General features: G+C 34.3%; 18 protein-coding genes. 8 read left to right on the top strand and 10 right to left on the bottom strand.

The window, feature by feature from the left end; all coding sequences use genetic code 11:
* The 4 genes from gcvP (at position 1) to C8N41_RS14805 (ending at position 5,492) form a co-directional block, all read left to right on the top strand.
* Complete coding sequence (gene gcvP / locus C8N41_RS14820) at positions 1-2,850, top strand: aminomethyl-transferring glycine dehydrogenase (RefSeq protein ID WP_092446744.1); 2,850 nt, start codon at positions 1-3, stop codon at positions 2,848-2,850.
* A 170-nt stretch (positions 2,851-3,020) separates the two neighbouring features.
* On the top strand, positions 3,021-4,079 hold the full coding sequence (locus tag C8N41_RS14815; RefSeq protein ID WP_115839857.1) for a 3-oxoacyl-ACP synthase III family protein: 1,059 nt from the start codon (positions 3,021-3,023) through the stop codon (positions 4,077-4,079).
* 19 nt (positions 4,080-4,098) lie between these two features.
* Positions 4,099-4,620, top strand: a complete 522-nt coding sequence (locus C8N41_RS14810; protein ID WP_115839856.1) for a methyltransferase — start codon at positions 4,099-4,101, stop codon at positions 4,618-4,620.
* Between the two features lie 23 nt (positions 4,621-4,643).
* Positions 4,644-5,492, top strand: coding sequence for a glycosyltransferase family 2 protein (locus C8N41_RS14805; protein WP_115839855.1), 849 nt, complete (start codon positions 4,644-4,646; stop codon positions 5,490-5,492).
* Here the strand turns inward: C8N41_RS14805 and C8N41_RS14800 are convergent.
* Together C8N41_RS14800 and pafA are read right to left on the bottom strand one after the other, a co-directional pair.
* Positions 5,489-6,295: a DNA/RNA non-specific endonuclease gene (locus C8N41_RS14800; protein WP_115839854.1), complete on the bottom strand. Its 807-nt coding sequence runs from the start codon at positions 6,293-6,295 to the stop codon at positions 5,489-5,491. The genes C8N41_RS14805 and C8N41_RS14800 overlap by 4 nt on opposite strands.
* A 9-nt stretch (positions 6,296-6,304) precedes the next feature.
* Entirely contained in the window at positions 6,305-7,972 is a 1,668-nt protein-coding gene (gene pafA, locus C8N41_RS14795; RefSeq protein WP_115839853.1) for an alkaline phosphatase PafA, read from the bottom strand.
* A 99-nt stretch (positions 7,973-8,071) separates the two neighbouring features.
* Here pafA and C8N41_RS14790 point away from each other — a divergent pair, with 99 nt between their 5' ends.
* Positions 8,072-8,821 (top strand): MlaE family ABC transporter permease, encoded by a 750-nt coding sequence (locus C8N41_RS14790; RefSeq protein ID WP_092446737.1) that lies wholly within the window; start codon positions 8,072-8,074, stop codon positions 8,819-8,821.
* Positions 8,822-8,823: 2 nt separating this feature from the next.
* Entirely contained in the window at positions 8,824-9,591 is a 768-nt protein-coding gene (locus C8N41_RS14785) for an ABC transporter ATP-binding protein (RefSeq protein ID WP_092446736.1), read from the top strand.
* A 3-nt stretch (positions 9,592-9,594) separates the two neighbouring features.
* Here the strand turns inward: C8N41_RS14785 and C8N41_RS14780 are convergent, their stop codons facing one another.
* The 4 genes from C8N41_RS14780 to C8N41_RS14765 all read right to left on the bottom strand — a co-directional run bounded on the left by C8N41_RS14780 (position 9,595) and on the right by C8N41_RS14765 (position 17,035).
* Entirely contained in the window at positions 9,595-11,079 is a 1,485-nt protein-coding gene (locus C8N41_RS14780) for a DUF389 domain-containing protein (protein WP_092446735.1), read from the bottom strand.
* Between the two features lie 3 nt (positions 11,080-11,082).
* Positions 11,083-12,165 (bottom strand): mannose-1-phosphate guanylyltransferase, encoded by a 1,083-nt coding sequence (locus C8N41_RS14775; RefSeq protein ID WP_115839852.1) that lies wholly within the window; start codon positions 12,163-12,165, stop codon positions 11,083-11,085.
* On the bottom strand, positions 12,155-12,760 hold the full coding sequence (locus C8N41_RS14770) for a SprT-like domain-containing protein (RefSeq protein WP_092446733.1): 606 nt from the start codon (positions 12,758-12,760) through the stop codon (positions 12,155-12,157). Before C8N41_RS14770 ends, C8N41_RS14775 begins: the two co-directional genes overlap by 11 nt.
* A gap of 237 nt (positions 12,761-12,997) precedes the next feature.
* The gene (locus tag C8N41_RS14765; RefSeq protein ID WP_115839851.1) at positions 12,998-17,035 is read right to left on the bottom strand and encodes an FG-GAP-like repeat-containing protein; all 4,038 of its coding nucleotides are present in this window, start codon (positions 17,033-17,035) and stop codon (positions 12,998-13,000) included.
* A gap of 220 nt (positions 17,036-17,255) precedes the next feature.
* On the opposite strand from C8N41_RS14765, the gene C8N41_RS14760 reads away from it, so the two are divergent.
* A complete protein-coding gene (locus C8N41_RS14760) occupies positions 17,256-18,149 on the top strand; it encodes a DnaJ C-terminal domain-containing protein (protein ID WP_092446731.1) in 894 nt (297 codons plus the stop codon).
* A gap of 2 nt (positions 18,150-18,151) precedes the next feature.
* Positions 18,152-18,448 (top strand): chaperone modulator CbpM, encoded by a 297-nt coding sequence (locus C8N41_RS14755; protein WP_115839850.1) that lies wholly within the window; start codon positions 18,152-18,154, stop codon positions 18,446-18,448.
* A 7-nt stretch (positions 18,449-18,455) separates the two neighbouring features.
* Here C8N41_RS14755 and C8N41_RS14750 read toward each other — a convergent pair whose 3' ends face one another.
* The 4 genes from C8N41_RS14750 to pdhA form a co-directional block, all read right to left on the bottom strand.
* Positions 18,456-19,139 (bottom strand): SDR family NAD(P)-dependent oxidoreductase, encoded by a 684-nt coding sequence (locus C8N41_RS14750; RefSeq protein WP_115839849.1) that lies wholly within the window; start codon positions 19,137-19,139, stop codon positions 18,456-18,458.
* Positions 19,132-20,085 (bottom strand): M20/M25/M40 family metallo-hydrolase, encoded by a 954-nt coding sequence (locus C8N41_RS14745; protein ID WP_115839848.1) that lies wholly within the window; start codon positions 20,083-20,085, stop codon positions 19,132-19,134. The genes C8N41_RS14750 and C8N41_RS14745 overlap by 8 nt, the downstream gene beginning before the upstream one ends.
* A gap of 103 nt (positions 20,086-20,188) precedes the next feature.
* Positions 20,189-21,814, bottom strand: a complete 1,626-nt coding sequence (locus tag C8N41_RS14740; RefSeq protein ID WP_115839847.1) for a pyruvate dehydrogenase complex dihydrolipoamide acetyltransferase — start codon at positions 21,812-21,814, stop codon at positions 20,189-20,191.
* 3 nt (positions 21,815-21,817) lie between these two features.
* Positions 21,818-22,819 (bottom strand): pyruvate dehydrogenase (acetyl-transferring) E1 component subunit alpha, encoded by a 1,002-nt coding sequence (gene pdhA, locus C8N41_RS14735; protein WP_115839846.1) that lies wholly within the window; start codon positions 22,817-22,819, stop codon positions 21,818-21,820.
* Between the last annotated feature and the right edge of the window lie 14 nt (positions 22,820-22,833).

The raw sequence follows: 22,833 nt of genomic DNA, 5'->3' as shown, positions 1-22,833 counted from the left end.
ATGGACACAACTTCTTTTGCACTCAGACATATTGGCCCAAATTCAGATGAACAACAAGCCATGTTAGACACTATTGGTGTTAAAAATATTGAACAATTAGTAACGGAAACCATTCCAGATAATATTCGTTTAGATAATGATTTAAACCTTGATGCTGCATTGAGTGAGCAAGAATATCTTAATCATATCAACGAATTATCACAACACAATAAGATTTTCAAAACGTACATTGGCTTAGGCTATTACCCTACAAACTTACCAGCTGTAATTCAACGCAATATTTTAGAAAATCCAGGATGGTATACCGCCTACACACCATATCAAGCCGAAATAGCACAAGGGAGATTAGAAGCGCTGTTAAATTTTCAAACCATGATTATTGATTTAACTGGAATGGAAATTGCTAACGCATCATTATTAGATGAGAGTACTGCAGCTGCTGAAGCCATGGGATTATTGTTTGCTGTAAGAGATCGTGCTCAAAAGAAGGCTAAGGTCAATAAATTCTTTGTTTCAGATTTAGTATTACCCCAAACTATTGATTTACTTGAAACGAGAGCCAATCCAATCGGTATCGAATTAATTATTGGTAATGAAGCAGATTACAACTTATCTAATGAATACTTTGGAGCGTTATTACAATACCCTGGAAAAAATGGACAAATAACAGACATTAAAGGATTTATAGAAAAAGCCAATGCTGAAAATATTAAAGTCGCTGTGGCTGCAGATCTTTTAAGTTTGGTAAAACTAGAATCTCCGGGAAAATTTGGTGCTGATGTCGTTATCGGTACCACACAACGTTTTGGTATTCCTATGGGTTATGGTGGTCCTCATGCCGCATATTTTGCGACTAAAGAAGCCTATAAGCGCGATGTTCCAGGACGTATTATCGGAGTCACAAAAGACGCTAATGGCAACAGAGCCTTACGCATGGCTTTACAAACCAGAGAACAACATATTAAGCGTGCCAAAGCCACCTCTAACATCTGTACAGCACAAGTACTTTTAGCCGTAATGGCTGGTATGTATGCTGTATATCATGGCCCTAAAGGTCTTACGTTTATCGCAGACAAAGTTAAAAACGCCACTTCTACCCTAGCACAAGCCTTAGAGCGTTTAGGACTAGAACAAGTCAATACACATTATTTTGATACCATTCAAATTAAAGCAGATGCTGTTAATGTAAAGTATGAAGCAGAACAAAAGGAAGTAAATTTTCATTATCCAGACACCAATACGGTTACAATTGCTTTAAACGAAACTACAACTATTTCAGACTTAAATGATATTATTTCAATTTTTGAAAAAGTAACAGGAAAATCAACAGATAAAATTGAATCTATATCAATTAATGAAACCATTCCAACACACTTACAACGTCAATCAGATTTCTTAACCTTTGACGTTTTCAACACTTATCACTCTGAAACTGAATTAATGCGCTACATCAAACGCTTAGAGCGTAAAGATTTAGCATTAAATCACTCCATGATTTCTCTAGGGTCTTGTACTATGAAATTAAACGCAGCCGCAGAAATGTTACCATTAAGCTGGCCAAGTTGGGGAAGTATGCATCCTTTTGCACCGACTGATCAGGCTAAAGGGTACAAATTAATGCTAAAAGCATTAGAGAATCAGTTATCTGAAATTACAGGATTTGCAGCCACATCACTGCAACCTAATTCTGGTGCTCAAGGTGAATTTGCCGGTTTAATGGTTATTAAAGCCTATCATGAATCGCGTGGAGATCACCATAGAAATATTTGTTTAATTCCTTCATCCGCACATGGTACCAATCCAGCAAGTGCTGTAATGGCCGGAATGAAAGTGGTCGTAACCAAAGCCTCTGAAAATGGTAATATCGATGTTGAAGATTTAAGAGAAAAAGCAGAATTACATAAAGATAATCTTTCTGCTATTATGGTAACTTATCCATCTACGCATGGGGTTTATGAAGCTTCTATAAAGGAAATCACTAAGATTATTCACGATAACGGAGGCCAAGTCTATATGGATGGAGCCAATATGAATGCCCAAGTAGGTTTAACCAATCCAGGAAATATTGGGGCCGATGTGTGTCACTTAAATTTACACAAAACTTTTGCTATACCTCATGGTGGTGGTGGACCAGGAGTTGGACCAATTTGCGTGGCTAAACAATTAGTGCCGTTTTTACCAGGCAACCCAATTATAAAAACAGGTGGACATCAAGCTATCACTGCAGTCTCTGGTGCACCGTTTGGTTCAGCCTTAGTTTGTCTAATCTCTTATGGCTATATCAAAATGCTAGGTTACAGAGGTTTAAAGAAATCTACTGAAATAGCCATTTTAAATGCTAATTACATCAAAGAACGTTTAAGCGGATCGTACCCAACGCTTTACTCTGGTGAAATGGGAAGAGCCGCTCACGAAATGATTATTGACTGTCGTGACTTTAAAGCCAATGGTATTGAAGTTACAGATATTGCAAAACGCTTAATGGATTATGGTTTCCATGCACCAACCGTATCTTTCCCTGTTGCTGGCACAATGATGATTGAACCTACAGAAAGTGAAAGTAAAGCTGAGATGGATCGTTTTTGTGATGCTATGATTTCTATTCGAAAAGAAATCGATGCCTCGTCTAAAGATGACACCAATAACATCTTAAAAAATGCACCTCACACATTAGGTATGCTAACATCAGATGAATGGACTTTACCATACAGTAGAACCGCTGCTGCATATCCATTAGATTTTGTAAAAGACAATAAATTTTGGCCAAGTGTAAGACGTGTAGACGATGCTTATGGAGATCGAAATTTAGTTTGTAGCTGCGAACCTATAGAAGCCTACATGGAAGCCTAATTAAAAGCACATAAAACGTAAAAAAGTATTCATTTTGAATACTTTTTTATGTTTTATATAGTGACAGACTACAATTTTTAAGAATTTATTAAAAATTGTATCTTTAAAACTATGCCGTGATGATAGCTCTTTAATAATCATTAATTTTGTAATTACGAAAATAAATTATGATGGGGATTAAAATCACTGGGACAGGAAGCTATATACCAAGTTATATAGAGAAAAACGAGAACTTTTATAATCATCAATTTTTAAATGCAGATGGATCTACAATTAAGAATTCCAATGAAGTTATTGTAGAAAAATTTAAAGCCATTACAGGCATTAGGGAACGAAGGTATGTAACACAAGACCTTAGCAATTCCGATATCGCATCTTTTGCTGCCGAAAAAGCCATTGAAGATGCAAATATTGATAGAGAAACGATAGATTACATTATTGTTGCTCATAATTATGGTGATGTATTGCATAACTCTGAACAAAGCGATACGGTTCCGAGCATAGCATCTCGTGTAAAACACTTACTTAAAATTAAAAATCCAAAATGCGTAGGCTACGATTTACTTTTTGGTTGCCCGGGTTGGATTGAAGGTGTTATACAAGCAAAAGCATTTATAGCTTCAGGCATAGCAAAACGTTGCTTAGTTATTGGGTCTGAAACTTTATCTCGTGTTATTGATAAACACGATAGAGACTCTATGATTTACAGTGATGGTGCTGGCGCTGCTATTATTGAGCAAAGCGACATAGAAGGTGGCATTTTAGCTCATGAATCGGCAACCTTCGCCTTTGATGAAGCGCATTATATTTTCTTTGGTGAAACAAACGATAAGCAAAGTAAAGACAAACGTAGATACATTAAAATGTATGGTCGCAAAATTTATGAGTTTGCACTATCTAATGTTCCCAAAGCTTTAAAATCTTGCCTTGATAAAAGTGGTGTAGCCATTAAAGATGTCAAAAAAATATTGATTCATCAGGCAAATGAAAAAATGGATGAAGCCATTGTAAATCGCTTTTATAAATTACATAACATGAAAATGCCAGATGGCATAATGCCAATGACCATCAATATGCTCGGTAATTCTAGTGTTGCAACCGTGCCAACATTATTTGATATGATTTTAAAAGGGCAGGTAGAAAATCAAGAGATTCATAAAGGTGACGTTATTATTTTTGCAAGTGTAGGTGCTGGTATGAATATTAATGCTATTGTTTATCAGTATTAAAATTTCATAACTCGCTTAAATGTACGAAAACACTTTTCCAAATAAACGTTTTAAACTCACACTCCAGTTTTTACAGAAACATATAAGCACTTCAGAATCAATTTTAGATTTGGGTGTAAAAAACCCATTTTCAGAGATTATGATTTCTGAAGGTTTTTCAGTTGAAAACACTACAGGTGAAGATTTAGACGAAGACACCTCTGCTATTAAAAATTCTTCAGCAGCCGTAGTTACGGCTTTCGAAATTTTTGAACACCTTTTATCTCCATATGAAGTTTTAAAATCTATTAAAACAGACAAACTTTTAATTAGTGTGCCTTTAAAACTATGGTTTTCTTCTGCTTATAAGAGTAAAACAGACATGTTAGATAGACATTACCATGAGTTTGAAGATTGGCAACTCGATTGGCTTTTAGAAAAAACAGGATGGCAAATTAAAGATCGACAAAAATGGACCAATCCTGTAAATAAATTAGGCATTAGACCCATCTTAAGACGTTTTACTCCGAGATATTATATTGTTTATGCAGAAAGAGTTTAACTTTGAAAAAATAGACTTCAGTTTTGAACTTTTACATCATCATTCCTGCGCATAACGAAGAAGATTACATTGGTGACACTTTAGAGTCTTTAGCGAAGCAAACACTGCTTCCCAAACGTGTTGTGGTAGTCAATGATCATTCTTCAGACAAGACTCAAAACATTGTTGAATCCTATACTTTGAAGCACTCTTGGTTATCCATTATAAATTCAAAATCTTCAGATAAGCACCTCCCTGGATCTAAAATTATAAATGCCTTCAACAAAGGTTTAGCATTTCTTGATGATGACTATGACATCATTTGTAAATTTGATGCTGATCTTATTTTTCCTGAGAATTATTTGGAAAAATTAGCAGACCATTTCCATTCAAATAAACAATTAGGTATGGTTTCTGGTTTCTGCTACATTGCACATAATGGCAACTGGATTTTAGAAAACCTAACTAATAAAGATCATATAAGAGGGGCTTTAAAAGCGTATAGAAAAGCATGCTTTGAGCAAATAGGTCAACTTAAACCGTCAATGGGTTGGGACACCGTAGACGAATTATTAGCAAGATACCACGGCTGGACTATTTTAACGGATGAATCTCTTCATGTAAAACATTTAAAACCCACAGGACACTCTTATAACAAAGCGTCCAAATATTTACAGGGAGAAGCCATGTACAAAATGCGTTATGGTTTTTGGATTACTTTAATTTCAGCACTGAAACTCGCATACAAAAAAAGAAGTTTTAGGTTGTTTAAGGATTATATGAATGGGTATTTTAAAGCAAAATCTAATGCATCTGCATTTTTAGTCTCTAAGGAGGAAGGTAAGTTTATAAGAGATTTGAGATGGAAAGGTATTACAGACAAACTTCGTTAAAAACTCCAACTTTTATAACTGCGAGAGGCCTCCAACTGATTTTCTAAACGGTCTTCTAATTCTGGAAAAAAATCAATTTCTGTTAATGCTTCTACCTCATCTACTGAAACCACAAAGGTATATAAAGGTAAATTTGAATTTTTATGTTCCATAAGAAAAGCTAACATTTTAACCTTCCCTTGGGTATAATCTACTATTACTTTGTAAAACTGATTTGGTACCGCCACATGTTCATCACCAATAGTTTTTAAATTTTCATTTAAAACACCACCTGTCACTACAAACACACCATCATTCTTTTTGGCCCAATAACGTATTTTTTGTTCTAAGCGATTCCACACTCCTGCATTAAATTGATGTTCTTGAGGGCTAATATTACTGGTTAAAAATGTTTCGTCGTGTGCCGATTTCGAAAAACGTCGATCGCCTGCAGGACACAAATGCCCTTTATCATAGCCCGATTTCTTATAATTACGCCAATGTGCTGCGCCGGTTTTTACGGCTTCATCAATTTCAAAATAGGGTCTTTTATGATTCGTAGCACTTAAGTGTGATGCTTTTAATTCATAGGCTACCCATTCTGCTTGTTCGTAAGACTCACTATACGATAACGAGTAATTTTGATGATGTATTATTTGACCTGTTGTGCTCGTTGGTAAAAAAAAGTTATTTGTGTGCTCCTTTAACGTTTTTCCTTCTTCTATAATTATAGCGTTTTCTTTAGAAGTAAGGTAATAGTCATAGCTATAAATACCTATTACAATTAGAATTGCAATAATTGTAAAAATGGGTTTTCTCTTCAAAGCAACGGATTAATCAATCACAAATCCTAAAGGCTGGCCTGTTGCTCCATTAGGAAAACTAATACCTAAAAGCGCTGACATAGTAGCAGCAATATCAGGAATCACGGTTTTATCATATGTTTCACCATGCTTAATTCCTTTACCAAAAAATAACAAAGGTACATGTGTATCATAGTTTAAGCCACTACCATGTGTAGATCCTGTTTTTCCGTAAGAAATGAAAGACGTATCATTTACCAACAAAACATCGCCTGATCGTTTTTGATTAAAACCATTCTGCAATAAAGCCTCTATACCCTCATAAAAACTAGTAGTACTCATTGTTGTCGCTGTATATACTTTAGCGACATTTAAGTAACTCAATTGTTCCATAGCAATCGTTTCTTGAACGTCACTAAGTTTTAACCCTAATTCCTTAACCTTATCTCTATTGATAAATACTTGGTCGTTACTAATGTTTTCTACGATAGAATCAGTACCGTATGTTGCATTTAAAAAAGCATTGAACATAGCCTTTCTATCCTTATTATCAACATAGCCGGCTGGCACTTTTAATGAATGTAAGTAAGAAGGTACATCTACAGCACCATGATCAGCTGTTAAAAAAACAGTATACTCACCTTTGCCTACCGTAGTATCTAAATATTGGAATAAACGCTCTAAATCTTTATCCAAACGAATGTACGTATCTTCAATTTCTTTCGAGTTAACCCCAAAATTATGACCAACGTAATCCGTTGCCGAGTAACTCACGGCTAGAATATCTGTAATCTGGTCTTGCCCTAAATTTTCGGCTTTAATAGCTGCCAATGCAAAATCTGTGGTTAAGCTATTTCCATAAGGTGTTGCTTTTAAAATATCATATCCTCTGTTATCCTTACTTAAAGCTTTTAAATCGTAAGGAAAGGTTGCTTTGTCTTTCCCTTTAAAACCTCCTTCAAAGGTATTCTCATCAACTCCACTCTCAATATATGTTGAAATATCATAGTACGTATTCCATTCCTTTAAATATGATTCGGCTTGTGTAGACGTATTAAAATCTAAAACCCATTTTGGCAACTCCTCCATATAATGCGAACTCGATATCCAACGACCTTGATCTTTACCATGAAACCAATACGCTGCGTTTGCAGTATGACCCGCTGGTAAAATTGCTCCTCTATCCTTTAATGCAATACCAATAGTTTTCCCTTGCCCTTGCGTAAACAATCTATTTTCATCTGCAAACGTGGTGGTCTGCAATCTATGTGGTGACATTTTACCTGCTTTATCTTCGGTTCCGACTGAATTTACATCAGCGTCACTGGCACAATACACCATTTCTTTAATTTCTTTATCATACCAATTATTACCAATTATACCATGATTTTTTGGCGTCGTCCCTGTATATACAGAAGCGTGACCAGGACCTGTGTAAGTTGGGACATAATTAAAGTGATTATTTTTACAGTTAAAACCTTCATCTATCATACGATTAAAACCACCATCTCCATATTGTGATGCAAACCGTGTAAGGTAATCGTAACGCATTTGATCTACAACAATACCAACCACTAATTTTGGTCTACCGTTAGATTCCAAATCAGAAGTTTTCTTATTTATTTCTGTAGTCGTATTTTGTGCACCACAAGAGGAAAGAATTAAAAAAACAACAATTATGGAGAAGATATTTTTCATTTGAATCAGTCTTTAATTTGAGTCTCAAAAATACAATTTTTAAATTATCTTAGTTTAAATTAACATTAATAACTAATCATTTTTTATACTTTAGCATTAATGAAAACACCCATAACTTATCTGCATAATATAGGCACCTATTTTATAATGATTAAAGATATTTTTCGCAGACCTACTAAATGGTCAGTAATGAAACCTTTAATCTTAAAAGATATTGATGATCTCATTATAGGATCGCTCGGTATTGTAGCCTTTATTTCGTTTTTTGTAGGTGGTGTTGTAGCAATACAAACATCGCTGAATATGACAAGCCCTTTAATGCCTAAGTACTTGGTAGGCTTCGCAACTCGGCAATCAATAATACTAGAATTTGCACCGACATTTATTTCTATAATAATGGCTGGTAAAGTGGGATCTTTTATTACATCTAGTATTGGAACCATGCGTGTTACAGAACAAATTGATGCTCTAGAAGTTATGGGAATTAATGCCATTAACTATTTGGTGTTTCCTAAATTTATTGCTTTAACCTTATATCCATTTGTTATTTCTATTGCTATGTTTTTAGGCATATTAGGCGGACTTATGGCCTGTGTCTATGGTGGTTATGGCACCATGGAAAATTACATTGAAGGAGTGCAATTAGATTTTATTCCTTTTCACTTTATTTACGCCTTTATAAAAACCTTTGTTTTTGCTTTTTTATTAGCAACGATACCTTCGTTTTATGGCTATTTTATGAAAGGTGGTGCATTAGAAGTTGGTAAAGCAAGTACAACCTCTTTTGTTTGGACCAGTGTATTAATAATACTTGTCAACTTTTTACTAACCAGTATATTGCTCGGCTAATTATGATAGAAGTTAAAGACTTAAAAAAATCGTTTGGAGATACTCAAATTTTAAAAGGTATCACTACAACATTTAATAAAGGTAAAACCAACTTAGTCATAGGGCAAAGTGGATCTGGGAAAACAGTATTTTTAAAATGTTTACTTGGACTGTTTGAATATGAAAGTGGTTCTATTTCTTATGAAGGTAAAAATTTCAGTAAACTCTCTCGAACAGAAAAAACAAATTTACGGTCAGAAATGGGTATGGTTTTTCAAGGAAGCGCCTTATTTGATTCTATGACTATTGCTGAAAACGTAATGTTCCCCTTACGCATGTTTACAAAACAAAGTAAAAGTGAAATGGAAGATCGTGTTGACGAAGTTTTAAAGCGTGTAAATTTAGCTGATGCTCACAAAAAAATGCCAAGTGAAGCTTCTGGTGGTATGCAAAAACGTGTTGCTATTGCAAGAGCCATTGTTAACAGGCCAAAATATTTATTTTGTGATGAACCTAATTCTGGTCTCGACCCAAAAACAGCTATTGTTATAGATAACCTAATTCAAGAAATCACAGATGAATTTGATATCACGACTGTTGTAAATACGCACGATATGAATTCTGTTATGGAAATTGGGGAGAAAATTGTTTTCCTGAAAAACGGACTTTTAGAATGGGAAGGCTCTAGCGAAACCATATTTAGAACTGAAAACGAAGCGGTAACCAACTTTGTTTATTCTTCTGAATTATTTAGAAAAGTACGTAAAATGTACCTCGAAGAAAGCTCTTAAACTCTAGTTACGTTTTATAAATACAGTATCTACCTGAAGCTCGTTTTTTAACCAAGTCTGTAAACTGCGTTCTTTAATAGATACCAAGCTATCCTCAAGCTCTAGTTTCCATCTCACATTAGCAACAGTAACCGTATCTATATTAATAAAATCTTTAGATTCTAGCATTTTAGCATAGCCAAAATACTCTAAATCACTAAATTTTATCTTCGCATCGCGAGATAACGTGCTAAAGGAAACTGTATTCTGATTGCTGCTTTTGGATTCTATTTGTTTATTAAGATTGGTAATGTTTAATTTTAAATCTTCAATTTGCTCTTGAAGCCCATTAATAATTAAATCTTTCTGATCTAAATCTTTTATCGCACGATCATAAGCATCCGAAATTTTATCAATACTTCTGTATTTATTACCTTTTATTACTAAATTGAAATCTTTAATTTTCGGATAATTCTTAATTTCATTTTCTAAATCTGTGACAGTAGCTTCAGTGATTTCGCCATTAAAATATAGGATAATTTCCTCATCTTCCCAATGTGGAATAGCATTTTGAAACCATAATTCGTTATTAGATTTCACTTCTTCCTTAAGAAATTTTTCATAATCACCTTCTAACCCACTCTGAGTTATAAAATTAATGAACGTCCAAATAGCTGGTGCCATTACCAAAACAGCTATTAATGAAGCCAGTTGTGCAATTCTTTTACGTTTTTTTGAATTGGCGTATTTAAGCATCGGAAATCGTAAAACCTTCAATACCAAAAACGTTGCTAAAGCAATAAATATAGTATTAATGGTAAACAAATACATGGCTCCAACAAAGATCTCCCAATTGTGTGCTAATCCATAACCAGCAGTACATAAAGGAGGCATAAGTGCTGTAGCAATAGCAACCCCAAATATTACAGAGGCTATAGTTCCTTTTTTAGTTCTAGCAATAATGAGTGCTGCACCACCAAAAAATGCGATTAAAACATCTCTTAAATCTGGTTTTGTTCTACCAAAAAGCTCATTTGTCATAATATCGGCAGAAGGGAAAAACTTAAAAAACAAATAGGCTGCTAACAAACTCAGCACAATCATTGTAGCTAAGTTAATTAATGATTTTTTTAAGGTATCAATATCATTTAGAGCAATAGACATTCCTATACCTAAAATCGGTCCCATTAAAGGTGAAATTAACATGGCACCAATCACTACAGCTGTGGAATTAGCGTTTAGACCAATAGAGGCGACAAAAATAGAGCAAATTAAAATCCAAGCCGTAGCTCCCTTAAAAGGGATATCCGCTTTGATTGCCGAAATCGTAGCATCTCTATCTGTATCATCCCTAAAATCTAAGAGCTCATTAAGAAATGTTTTCACACTGGCAAACAGGCCTTGAGCATCTTTTTTTACAGCAGCTTTCTTTTCTTCAACGACATTCTCCTTGTGTATCTGAGAATTTTTCTCGTCCTCGGAGAAATTGAATTTATTTTCCTCACTCATAGTCTAACCGTATTCTTCCCCAAAAGTGGCTTTCACATTTTGAAGCACTTTTTTAATATCTTGTTCTTTAGCTTTAGGAAAGATAAGTAAAACTTCGTCTTTGTCTACAACTATATAATCTTTTAGTCCATCGATAACTACAACTTTATCTTTTTTAGAACGAATCATATTCCCATTAGTGTCTTCTAATAAGGTTTTAGCATTTACAACAGCATTATTAGCATCGTCTTTTTCTAATTTATCATATAGACTTCCCCATGTCCCAAGATCATTCCAATCAAAATTTGCAGGAATCACAAAGACATTATCACTCTTTTCCATTAGTGCATAATCCACAGATATATTTTCTGCCTTCTCATAATTGTCTCTAATAAAATTATCTTCTAATTCTGTATTGTACACATCATAACCACTATTAAATAACTGAAATAACTCTGGCTGATTTCTTTTAAAAGCTGCAATTACTGACGTAGCACTCCACATAAATATTCCTGCATTCCATAAAAAATTACCTTGACTTATAAAAGATTTTGCAGTTTCGTAATCTGGTTTTTCTCTAAACTGATTAACGGGTTTTATATCTTGAGTTGTAGATTTATCATATTCTATATAGCCATAGCCTGTGTTAGGAAAAGTTGGTGTAATGCCCAGCGTCATTAACGCATCATTAGAAGCACAATGATCAAAGGCTGTTTTTACATTATTAGTAAAAGCATGTTCATCTTCAATCCAATGATCACTTGGCGCAACAATCATTACGGCACCTTTATTTTCCTTCTGAATTTTTAATGCTGCATATAAAATACAAGGAGCTGTATTACGCATGGCTGGTTCTAAAACCACTTGTCTTTTAGTAACGTTGGGTAATTGTTCAAAAACAAGATTGTTATAGCGTTCGTTAGTTAAAATAAAGATATTTTCCTCTGGTATTAATTGAGCCAAACGATTAAAGGTTTTTTGTATTAGTGTATCACCAGTACCAAGCATATCGTGAAACTGCTTTGGAAAATCTTGTGTACTCACTGGCCAAAATCGCGACCCTACTCCACCTGCCATTAGTATGGCATAATAATTCTTATTCTTCATAACTTAATAATTCAACTTCTGCATTAGGATTAAACAAATATAACTTTCCTGTGCTAACTTCTAAACATTCAAACCGTTTTCTTCTTTGTTTCCCTTGTTTAAACACTCTTCCATTATATAATTTAAACGTCTCACCAAAAGGCACTTCAAAAACATAGGTCTTATCATTGACCTCATTATATTGTTTTAATGCTAATGACAAATTTGCATCTGTATCACTAGACGCCTTTGGGTTTTTAAAATGCTTGGCTAACAATGGTAGTAATTCTGAAGGAAATATATCAGGCCTTAAAAAAGGTAACATTAAATGTTGAAATGTGAGTTTCCACTCTTTACCATGTGGTTTAATGGCTCTTCCATATTTTTTATACGCAGTGAAATGTGCAATTTCATGAATTAAAGTCATTAAAAACCGATAGGTATTGAGGTTTGAATTTACGGTTATTTGATGTTTACCATTTGGTAACTCTCTATAATCACCATGACGTGTTTTCCGTTCGCTTTTTACTTTTACGGTTAAATTATCATCGGTTAAAAGCTCCGTAACCATGGATTGAGCAGCACTTGGTATATAATTTAAAAGTGGTGTTTGCATTGAAACAAAAATAATGGATAAATTATTATTTTCTAACTCTTTTCATTATCAAAACAAAAGTATTAGTCTATTAGTAATAAATGGCTAAAAGTAAACCATGCTATAAACAATAACTTATAAATAACCCAACCGTAAGAAAGCCCTATTTTAATTCGCCTGTAACTGTCTTTTTATAATCCTCGGAATACACTTGATATCTGAAGATTAGAAATCATCGATCATTACAAACTTTAATGATTAATTGTTTACCATAAATATTTTAGAATATACATTTACCTTTAGCAAATACAATCCGATATCTGCAGAAGATAATTTTATAGTGGTGGTATTGGTCATTGCATTATAACTTCTATTTTCGATTTCAATTTTACGTCCTCGCATATCAAAAATCGCAATAACATCTTCGGTTCCGGTATTTGTAATATGTAGCTCTCTATTTGTTGTTGGGTTTGGATACACTCCTATATTTTGTTTTAAATCAACTACATGTAAGTTTTCACCAACAAAGTAAGGCACGGCAAAATCAAACACTTCTTCAGCTACGGCTTGTCCTACAAACCGACCTGGAATATCATCAGCTGGCGGATGGATACCTCCCCAAATACGACTTAAACTAGTTTGATCTGAAGCATCTCTATACGTTGCCCATTGCAGCACCACATCTTGCGAAGGTCCTTCTTCAAAAACTAAAAACTCATTTTTTCTCGCTACAAATTCAGCTAATCCACCTGGAAAATATTCGTCACCAGTTATAAATGTCATTAACTCTGATGCTGTTCTCGAATAGGTGGAATGCCCAGAGACATACCCTGCAAAAGGTGGAGTTACAAAGGTAGGTCTTTGATAAGGATACCAATCTTCAGCTAAAATCCAACCAACTCCTGCTTGATCTGTCTCCGTATTATCAATATAATCATGTCCCTTCCAAGTATACATCTTTATTTTTCCAATATTTTGGCCATTATCTCCAGCTAACGCATCACCTTCTTCAACAATTTCGATATAATCATCTATTAATTCAATGCCAGATACACTATAATTATCTCGAGTTGGATCTGTACTCTGACCTTGTTCTGCCATGTAACGTAGTGCAGATACTGGTCTAATATAATCATACCATCCCTTTATACTCCACGCAGAAATTGCTGCATCATGCATTCCTCCACCTAAAATAAAATAGGCTTTAACATCCCATTCTAACGGATCTAAAATTTCACCTTCACCTTGAAAACGTTTTTCAAAAGCCGGATGATCGTTAACATAGTTCAAAAGAGAAAACCAATGACCAGGTGGTGTTTCCGAGTCTGGTCCGTCTGCCCAAAATTCAGCTAACACTCTAGTATAATCACCTCGTGGTACTATATTAGATTCATAAGGGTTGCCTGTATACGGATTAATAGCGTGACCATTACTATTGGCTCCACCATCAAAAAAGTTATAGAAATCTGAAAAGTCTTCATAATCTGTAGGGAATGTACTAATATCTACATTTCCTATAGTGTTAGGAGAAATATCCCACATTACATTATCATTAGGATCTAAATGAGATTGCCACACGGACACCATTGAAAAACCCCATTTATAAGCTTCACTTTCCATGGTATATTCCGTTGTACTTATATTTGGTGGATTAGAAGGATCATGATAAACATGAAAACTATTTCCGTCTCTTTCATAAGTTACTTTATCTTCATCCGTTAATGCAAAAGCCGCAACATTTCCCCATTCTGGACTTAAAAAAGGCGGAACGCTACCTTCTATAATATTACCACTTTGATCTATAAAAGTTTCTAAACTTAAAGGCTGCCAGCGGTTAGGGTCGTTAATGGGATCATTTTCTAAATCTAAAACATAAGGTGAATTTACTGGCTGATAATAGGTATTATCATAACCTGTAGCTTCTCTAGAACCATCTTGTAAACCATAATCTATTAATGTTTGCGCAACAAAATTCCCTAGAGCTGCTGCATTTCCATCTTCATATAATAGTGAAGTAAAAGAGGTATCATAGCCCAATTTGTCCATTAATAAATCGAATCTGGCTTGTGTGACGTCTAAATTTGGTGAATTCTGAAATCGATGAGACAACAGACGATACATCGCAAAACTAATTGCCTTTTCTTTGGATTCTTCAAGGTTTTCTAGAGGCATAAAATCGGATAGCGTATTATTGAAGCCATGCACTGTATTACCTATTAAGTAAGGCTCGGCAACTTCATCATAAATTGCCCAAATATCATACATAGCAACACTTGAATGAAACAAATTTCGGGCATGAATTGTCGGTCTTGCATAATCCCTTCTTATCGCTTCTAATAAGGCTTCATTCCACAAGCGAGCGATAGAGATATCCTCTGATAAAGTATCGAGATCTAAACTCACTTCCGCAGTAACCTCAATACTATTGCAATTCTCACCTATTTCTATAACGGACAAATAACCAATTTCCTCTAAATGCCATTTCACTTTAATGGTATCGGTGCCTTGCCCGTTTACTATCTCGCCACCAACAACCTGCCAATTGGCCATGGAGTTATTCCCAATAGCATAAGTATAGGTTTCAGTATTTAAAAAAGCTGAAGACATGTTACCCAAAATAACGTTAGATTCTAAATAGCTACAAGTACCATCGGACAATGTAGCATCAGGGTTAAAGTTGCATGACAATGGGTCAATACATCCGTAAACCTTTTGACTTGGGAGAATATCTAACACCTCATATCCTTCGCCTTCTGTGGCTTTTATTGTAACATCTGCATTTAAATTATTAAAAGTTTCTATTAAACCTGACGGCCATTGAATTTCTAAAGTCGTAATATCTGTAACTTCTCCTAATCCAAAATGTACTGCTTGCAAACTCTGGCTTAAGATCCCAACACCAGAATAATATCGCTTTAAACTTCCCTCTTCTGTTGTAAGGGTGACCGTGGTGCCAATAGCATCACGGTTAGAAACAGTACCTTCTAATATAACTTTGAAAAAATGTACTTGGGGATCTGTAGTATCAAAATTTAAGGTTCGATTTTCATATAAATACGAAGGTCTATCACTGTTTGTAACAAATACATCAATATCTCCATCATTATCATAATCCCAGTCAATCGCCTCCACACTAATTGTAACTTCATTAAGTCCTAATTGAGACGATACATTCTGAAATTTATCCTCGTCTTGAGCAAAACTACTTCTAAAATAATAATTAGCCTCTTCATTTCTGTTACCAAAATCGAAGCCATTAACTATAAATAGGTCTTCATCTCCGTCCAAATCAAAATCAGAGAATTTAACACCCCAAGACCATCCTGTATTATTAACTTCAAGTTCAGTAGTGACTTCCGTAAATGTGTTATCACCATTATTATCTAGGAAGAAATTCTCATCTATGTTTGTTATAAATATATCAAAATCACCATCACGATTATAGTCGGCCATGGCTATTCCCATATCATCTCCCATTGTATTAACTCCATAAGGTGGAGCTTGATCCGAAAAGGAGTTACCATTGTCATTTATATAAAGGTAATTTGCTTTACTTAAGTCATTTGAGACCAATAAATCCATAAAACCATCCTCATTAAAATCAAAAGGTAATGCCGTATAACTTGGTCTACCCTGACTAGTAAATAGACCGGCTTCGACTGTAACATCGGTAAAAGTGTCATCTCCATTGTTTTTATAGAATATGTTACTTCCACAGCCATTCCAATCGTTAATATAAATATCTAAAAAGCCATCGTTATTATAATCAAACCAAGTTGCCCCAGTATATCTGCATAAATTGGTAGGTAGAAAACCTGCCGTTTCAGTGATGTTGATAAACGAACCATCACCTAAATTTTTCCAGAGTTGCACTTTAAGGGAGTTTGTTAGGAATAAATCAGGATAACCATCATTGTTATAATCTCCCCAAAATGCTCCCGATTTATAACCAGCTAAACCAAAATACTCACTAACGCCATCTTCTGGTGTCAATAAATTAACAAAGCCAGCTGTATCAGTTACATCTGTAAATGTGCCGTCATTATTATTTTGAAACAAACGACTTATCGTTTTGGGACTATTTGGGTCATCCTGTGCCTTTGCAACTACAAAAACATCTAAATCATTATCACCGTCATAATCTGCAACCGCCACGCCATTATTTTCCTCGAGTACACCTAAGCCTACCGTATTTTCCACATGTATAAACTCTTGAGCAAACCCGTTTTCAGCAATAAAAAGCAATATAAAAATGAGACTTAAAAAGAATGTTTGATTACGTAATTTTCTATGCATACACTATTTTTTTATAAATATAAAAAATAAGAATTAACATTTAATTAACTTTTAATATAAAAATTAAGAACCTCTAATGCACCAGATTTTCAATACTCTAACAAACCTTTCATATTACATTTTAATTAACAATACACCTCTTGATGATGGCATAAAAAAACGTTAACTTAGCTAGACAATATTGAATAAATACTCAAAATTATATTCAGATTTTAAGATTATGGCATTTATTGACTATTATAAAATACTTGGTGTAGATAAAAGTGCTACTAAAAATGATATAAAAAAAGCCTATCGTAAATTGGCTAGAAAATATCATCCTGATTTAAACCCTAACGATAAAGAAGCGGAATTACAGTTCAAAAGAATTAATGAAGCCAACGAAGTTTTAAGTAACGATGACAACCGTAAAAAATACGATAAATACGGTGAAAATTGGCAGCATGGAGAGGCTTATGAAGAAGCCCAAAAACAACAGCAGCGTCAGTCTCAACAACAGTATCAACGTTCTTCTGGTTCACAAGAATTTGAAGGAAGTGATTACTCTGATTTTTTTGAATCTATGTTTGGAGGTGGGTTTGATTATAGAGGTGGAGGAACAAAATTTAGAGGTCAAGATTTTAATGCTCAATTACAACTAGATTTAAGAGATGTTTACACTACAGAAAAACGTGTATTAACCGTTAACGGAAAAAATATACGACTCACCATACCTGCCGGAATAACCAATGGTCAAATTATAAAAATTAAAGGCAAAGGAGGAGAAGGTAGAAATGGTGGTCCTCATGGAGATTTACTTATAGAATTTATCATTACCAACAATACCGAATTTAAACGAGATGGAGCAAACCTATACAAAACTGTAAATATCGACTTGTATAAATCTATTTTAGGAGGAGACGTTACCGTTAATACCTTTGACGGTAAAGTAAAATTAAATATAAAACCATTAACTCAAAATGGCACTCGTGTAAAATTAAAAGGAAAAGGCTTTCCTAAATATAAAAAAGAAGGACAGTTTGGTGATTTGTATATTACTTATAATATTGAATTACCAAAAACCCTATCGGATAAAGAAAAAGAACTTTTTGAAGAACTGGCAAAACTACAATAGCTATGCAGAATAAACATTTAATACCACTACCTAGTTTATGTACCCATTATAAAATAGAAATGTCATTTTTTAATGGGTTAAAAGACTATGGACTTATCGAAGTTGTTTCGGTTGAAAAAACAAATTGTATTCATCAAGATAAAATAGCTGATATCGAAAAAATGATTCGATTACACCAAGAATTACACCTTAATTATGAAGGTATCGACACCGTCTTCAACCTTCTAGAAAAAATTGATTATTTAAAAGCTGAACTAACTTCAGCGCAAAATAAACTTCAACGTTATACAAACGATTAAATAGTTGTTAAGGCGTAGAATTAGAAACCTGCAATACCTTTCCGTTATAATATTTATTTCCTGTTAATGCAAAATCTTGAATATACCTTGCCATTTCTATCGCTGTTGTTGGTGCTTTGTACCCAGGAAATGCTTCTGCTAACATTTCCGTTTGCACAGCACCTAATGCCAACACATTAAACTGAGGCCCTGTTTCTTTGTATTCTTCCGCTAACAATTCGGTTAAAGTAATCACAGCTCCTTTACTAGAACTGTAAGCCGATAAGCCAGCGAACTTCATACTACCTTGTATGCCTCCCATAGAACTAATTGTAACTACATGTCCGTTACTTTTCATAAACGGAATTACAACTCTTGTTAATTCTGCAACACCAAATACGTTGGTCTTATATATTTTTTCAAAATCCTTAAATGTGGTATCAGCAAACGGTTCATTTAAAATTGCGCCAGCATTATTTATTAAAATATCAACGTGTTTCCATTCATTTTTCACAAAATCCGCCACATTTTGGTAATCTTCTTCATTACACAAATCAAATGCAAAGGATGAAATATTATCAAAATTAAGGTTAGACACTGGTTTTGCATTTCGAGATAAAGCTAAAACATTATGTCCTTGATTGGCTAACAAATGAACCAATTCAAACCCTATACCACGACTTGTACCTGTAATAATTATATTTTTACTCATCTTTTAAAACAATTTCCTTAGTTGCTGTATTACTCATTTTCTCTATACCAGGAATAATCCCATTAATTAGACTTGCCATGTGTTTATAATCTAATTTATCAGCTTCATCATCGACATGATGATAATAATCGTAATTAGATAAATCGCAAGACGAAATAGTATGACAAGGAAGTTTAAATTCATCGTAAAATGCCGCATTATCCGATTGACGAAATAAGTTATATTTTTTTGAAATTTCTGAAAAACCAAGCAAATTAGACCCTAAGTACTCGTTCATTTTATTAGCCATATTAGATTTATCATATCCTGTTACAAAGGCAACATAATCTCTATTTACAAATGGTACACCAATCATTTCCATATTCACCATAGTATAAAGATCTAAATTTTCTGATTTTAATTTATTGGCCAAATGTTTAGATCCTAGTAATCCTTTTTCTTCAGCCGAAAAAAACACAAACATCAAACTGCGTTTATTATTTTTTTTAGCCGCGAAATATTTTGCCATTGCTAAAACCGAACTTGTGCCTGCAGCATTATCATTTGCTCCATTAGCAATGGAATCGTTTTGTACTATTTTCTTTGAAATACCGATATGATCATAATGGGCACCAATTATCACAAATTCATCTTTTAAGTCTGAATCATTGCCTTCAATGACACCTACAATGTTAAAAGCATCTAAATCACCAACTTTAAATTCATCTTTATAGGTTTCGAAATATGGTTTTACATTATATGACTTTAATTGATTTTCTAAATAATTAGCAGCTTTATCAATACCTTCTGAACCCGTATCACGACCATTTAAATCATCAGACGCTAAATAAGTTACCATAGATTCCAATTCTTCTGCAGTAATTGTAATTGACTCTGAGTCGGATTGTACACTGGTTTTACAGCTATAAATAAGAAGTAAAATAAACAATGGTATAATTTTTTTCATAAATAATAATTTGCGTTTAAAGATAAAAAAATCCTGATTTGAAAAATGATCAAATCAGGATTATATTATTAATAGTCTTTCTTAGACCTTAATTATCTAGTTATTACACAACCATTGTTAATGGATTTTCAATATAGCCTTTTAATGTTTGAAGGAATTGTGCACCTGTAGCTCCATCAACTGTTCTATGGTCACAAGCTAAACATAACTTCATGGTATTACCAACAACAATCTGTCCGTTTTTAACTACTGGCTTTTCTACTATATTCCCAACTGATAAAATAGCTGAATTAGGCTGATTAATAATAGATGTAAAACTATCGATACCAAACATACCCAAGTTAGACACTGTAAATGTACTACCTTCCATTTCATCTAATGCTAGTTTCTTGTTTCTGGCTTTACCTGCAAATTCTCTTACAGCTGCACCAATTTGTGGTAAACTTTGCTCGTTTGCAAATTTAACCACTGGTACCAATAAACCATCTGGTACGGCAACAGCTACACCAATATGAACGTGATTATTTAATCGCATTCTATCATCAAACCACTGCGAGTTAACTTGTGGATGTTGCTTTAAAGCTAAAGCACAAGCTTTCACAATCATATCATTATATGAAATCTTGGTATCTGGAATAGAATTATATTGTTGTCTAAATGCAATAGCGTTTTCCATATCAAATTCCACATTTAAATAATAATGTGGTGCTGTAAACTTAGATTTAGCCAAGTTTTTAGCAATTGCTTTACGCATATTTGAATTAGGTACTTCGTCAAAATCCTCTTGACCTGTAGCTACAAATTTTCCAACCGAAGTATTTTGAGCAGCAGGCGTAAAGTTTTCAATATCTTTCTTTACAATTCTACCATTCTCGCCAGACCCTTTTACCTGATTTAAATCTACACCTTTTTCATTAGCCATTTTTTTAGCTAATGGAGATGCAAAAATACGTCCTGAAGTTGATGTTGTATTAGATACTGAAGCCTTAGGAGCTTCTTTCTTTTCTTCAACTTTTTTAGGTTCAGCTTTTGGTGCTTCTTTCTTAACCTCAGCTTTAGGTGTTTCTTTTTTAGCTTCCGCACCTTCAGACTTAAAGTTTTTAGCAATATTAGATACATCAGTACCTTCGGGACCAATAATTGCCAATAACGAATCTACTTTAGCACTCTCACCTTCGTTTAAACCTATATATAATAAATTTCCGGACTGGAATGATTCAAATTCCATAGTCGCTTTATCTGTTTCTATTTCAGCAAGAATATCACCTTCCTCTACTTCATCACCTACGTTCTTTAACCAGGAAGCCACAGTACCCTCTTCCATAGTGTCACTTAATCGTGGCATGGTCACGACAGTAACTCCTTCTGGTAACTCTTGTGTATCGTCAGCGTCTGAACTTTCAGATTCAGAAGTTTCAAGTGTTGTATCCTCCGTTTTTTCAGCAACATCTGATGTGGCATCTCCGTTTAAATAGCCAGAAATATCTTCACCTTCTTCTCCTATAATTGCTAACAGCGTATCTACTTTAGCCGTTTCACCTTCTTGAATACCAATATGAAGTAATGTTCCTTCGTTAAAAGATTCAAACTCCATAGTTGCTTTATCCGTTTCGATTTCGGCTAAAATATCTCCTTCTTCTACTTTGTCACCTACTTTTTTTAACCAAGAGGCAACGGTTCCTTCTTCCATGGTGTCGCTTAAACGCGGCATATTTATTACTTCTGCCATAGCTTACTTAATTTTGTGGTCTATAAATGGGTAATCTTCTTGTTCGTATACAACATCGTACATAACTTTGGTATCTGGGAATGGAGATTCATCTGCGAACTTCTCACATTCTGAAACGCGCTGCTTAACAGCTTTGTCAATAGCTTTTAATTCTGCTTCTGTTGCATATTCCTTTTCAAGAATAATATCTTTAACTTGAGTAATTGGGTCAATTTTTTTGTATTCTTCAACCTCATCCTTCGTTCTGTAATGTTGCGCATCAGACATAGAATGGCCTCTATAACGGTAGGTCTTAACCTCCAAAAATGTTGGTCCACCACCTTTTCTTGCACGCTGAATAGCTTCATCAAATGCTTCAGCAACTTTTATAGGATTCATACCATCTACTGGTCCAGACGGCATATCATAGCCAAGACCTAGTTTCCATACATCGGTATGGTTTGCTGTACGCGCAACTGAAGTTCCCATCGCATATCCATTGTTTTCACAAACAAATACAACTGGCAAATTCCAAAGCATAGCCAAGTTAAAGGTTTCGTGCAATGAGCCTTGTCTTGCAGCACCATCACCAAAACAACAAATGGTTACGGCATCCTTATCGTGATATTTATCACCGAAAGCAATACCTGCACCTAAAGGAATTTGACCACCTACAATACCGTGACCTCCATAAAATCGGTGTTCTTTAGAAAAAATATGCATAGATCCACCAAGACCTTGCGACGTTCCTGTTGCTTTCCCAAACAACTCTGCCATTACACGTTTAGGATCTACTCCCATACCTATGGGCTGAACGTGATTACGATAAGCTGTAATCATTTTATCTTTCGTTAAATCCATAGCATGTAAAGCACCTGCTAATACGGCTTCTTGTCCATTGTATAAATGTAGGAATCCTCTAACTTTTTGTTGAATATACACTGCGGCAAGTTTATCTTCAAACTTTCGCCAAAACAACATGTCCTCGTACCACTTTAGGTAAACTTCTTTGGTTATTTTTTGCATTTTATGATGAGTTC

Source organism: Winogradskyella sediminis (assembly GCF_003387355.1).
GTDB classification, from domain to species: domain Bacteria; phylum Bacteroidota; class Bacteroidia; order Flavobacteriales; family Flavobacteriaceae; genus Winogradskyella; species Winogradskyella sediminis.
This window is presented reverse-complemented; position numbering and strand designations above follow the sequence as displayed.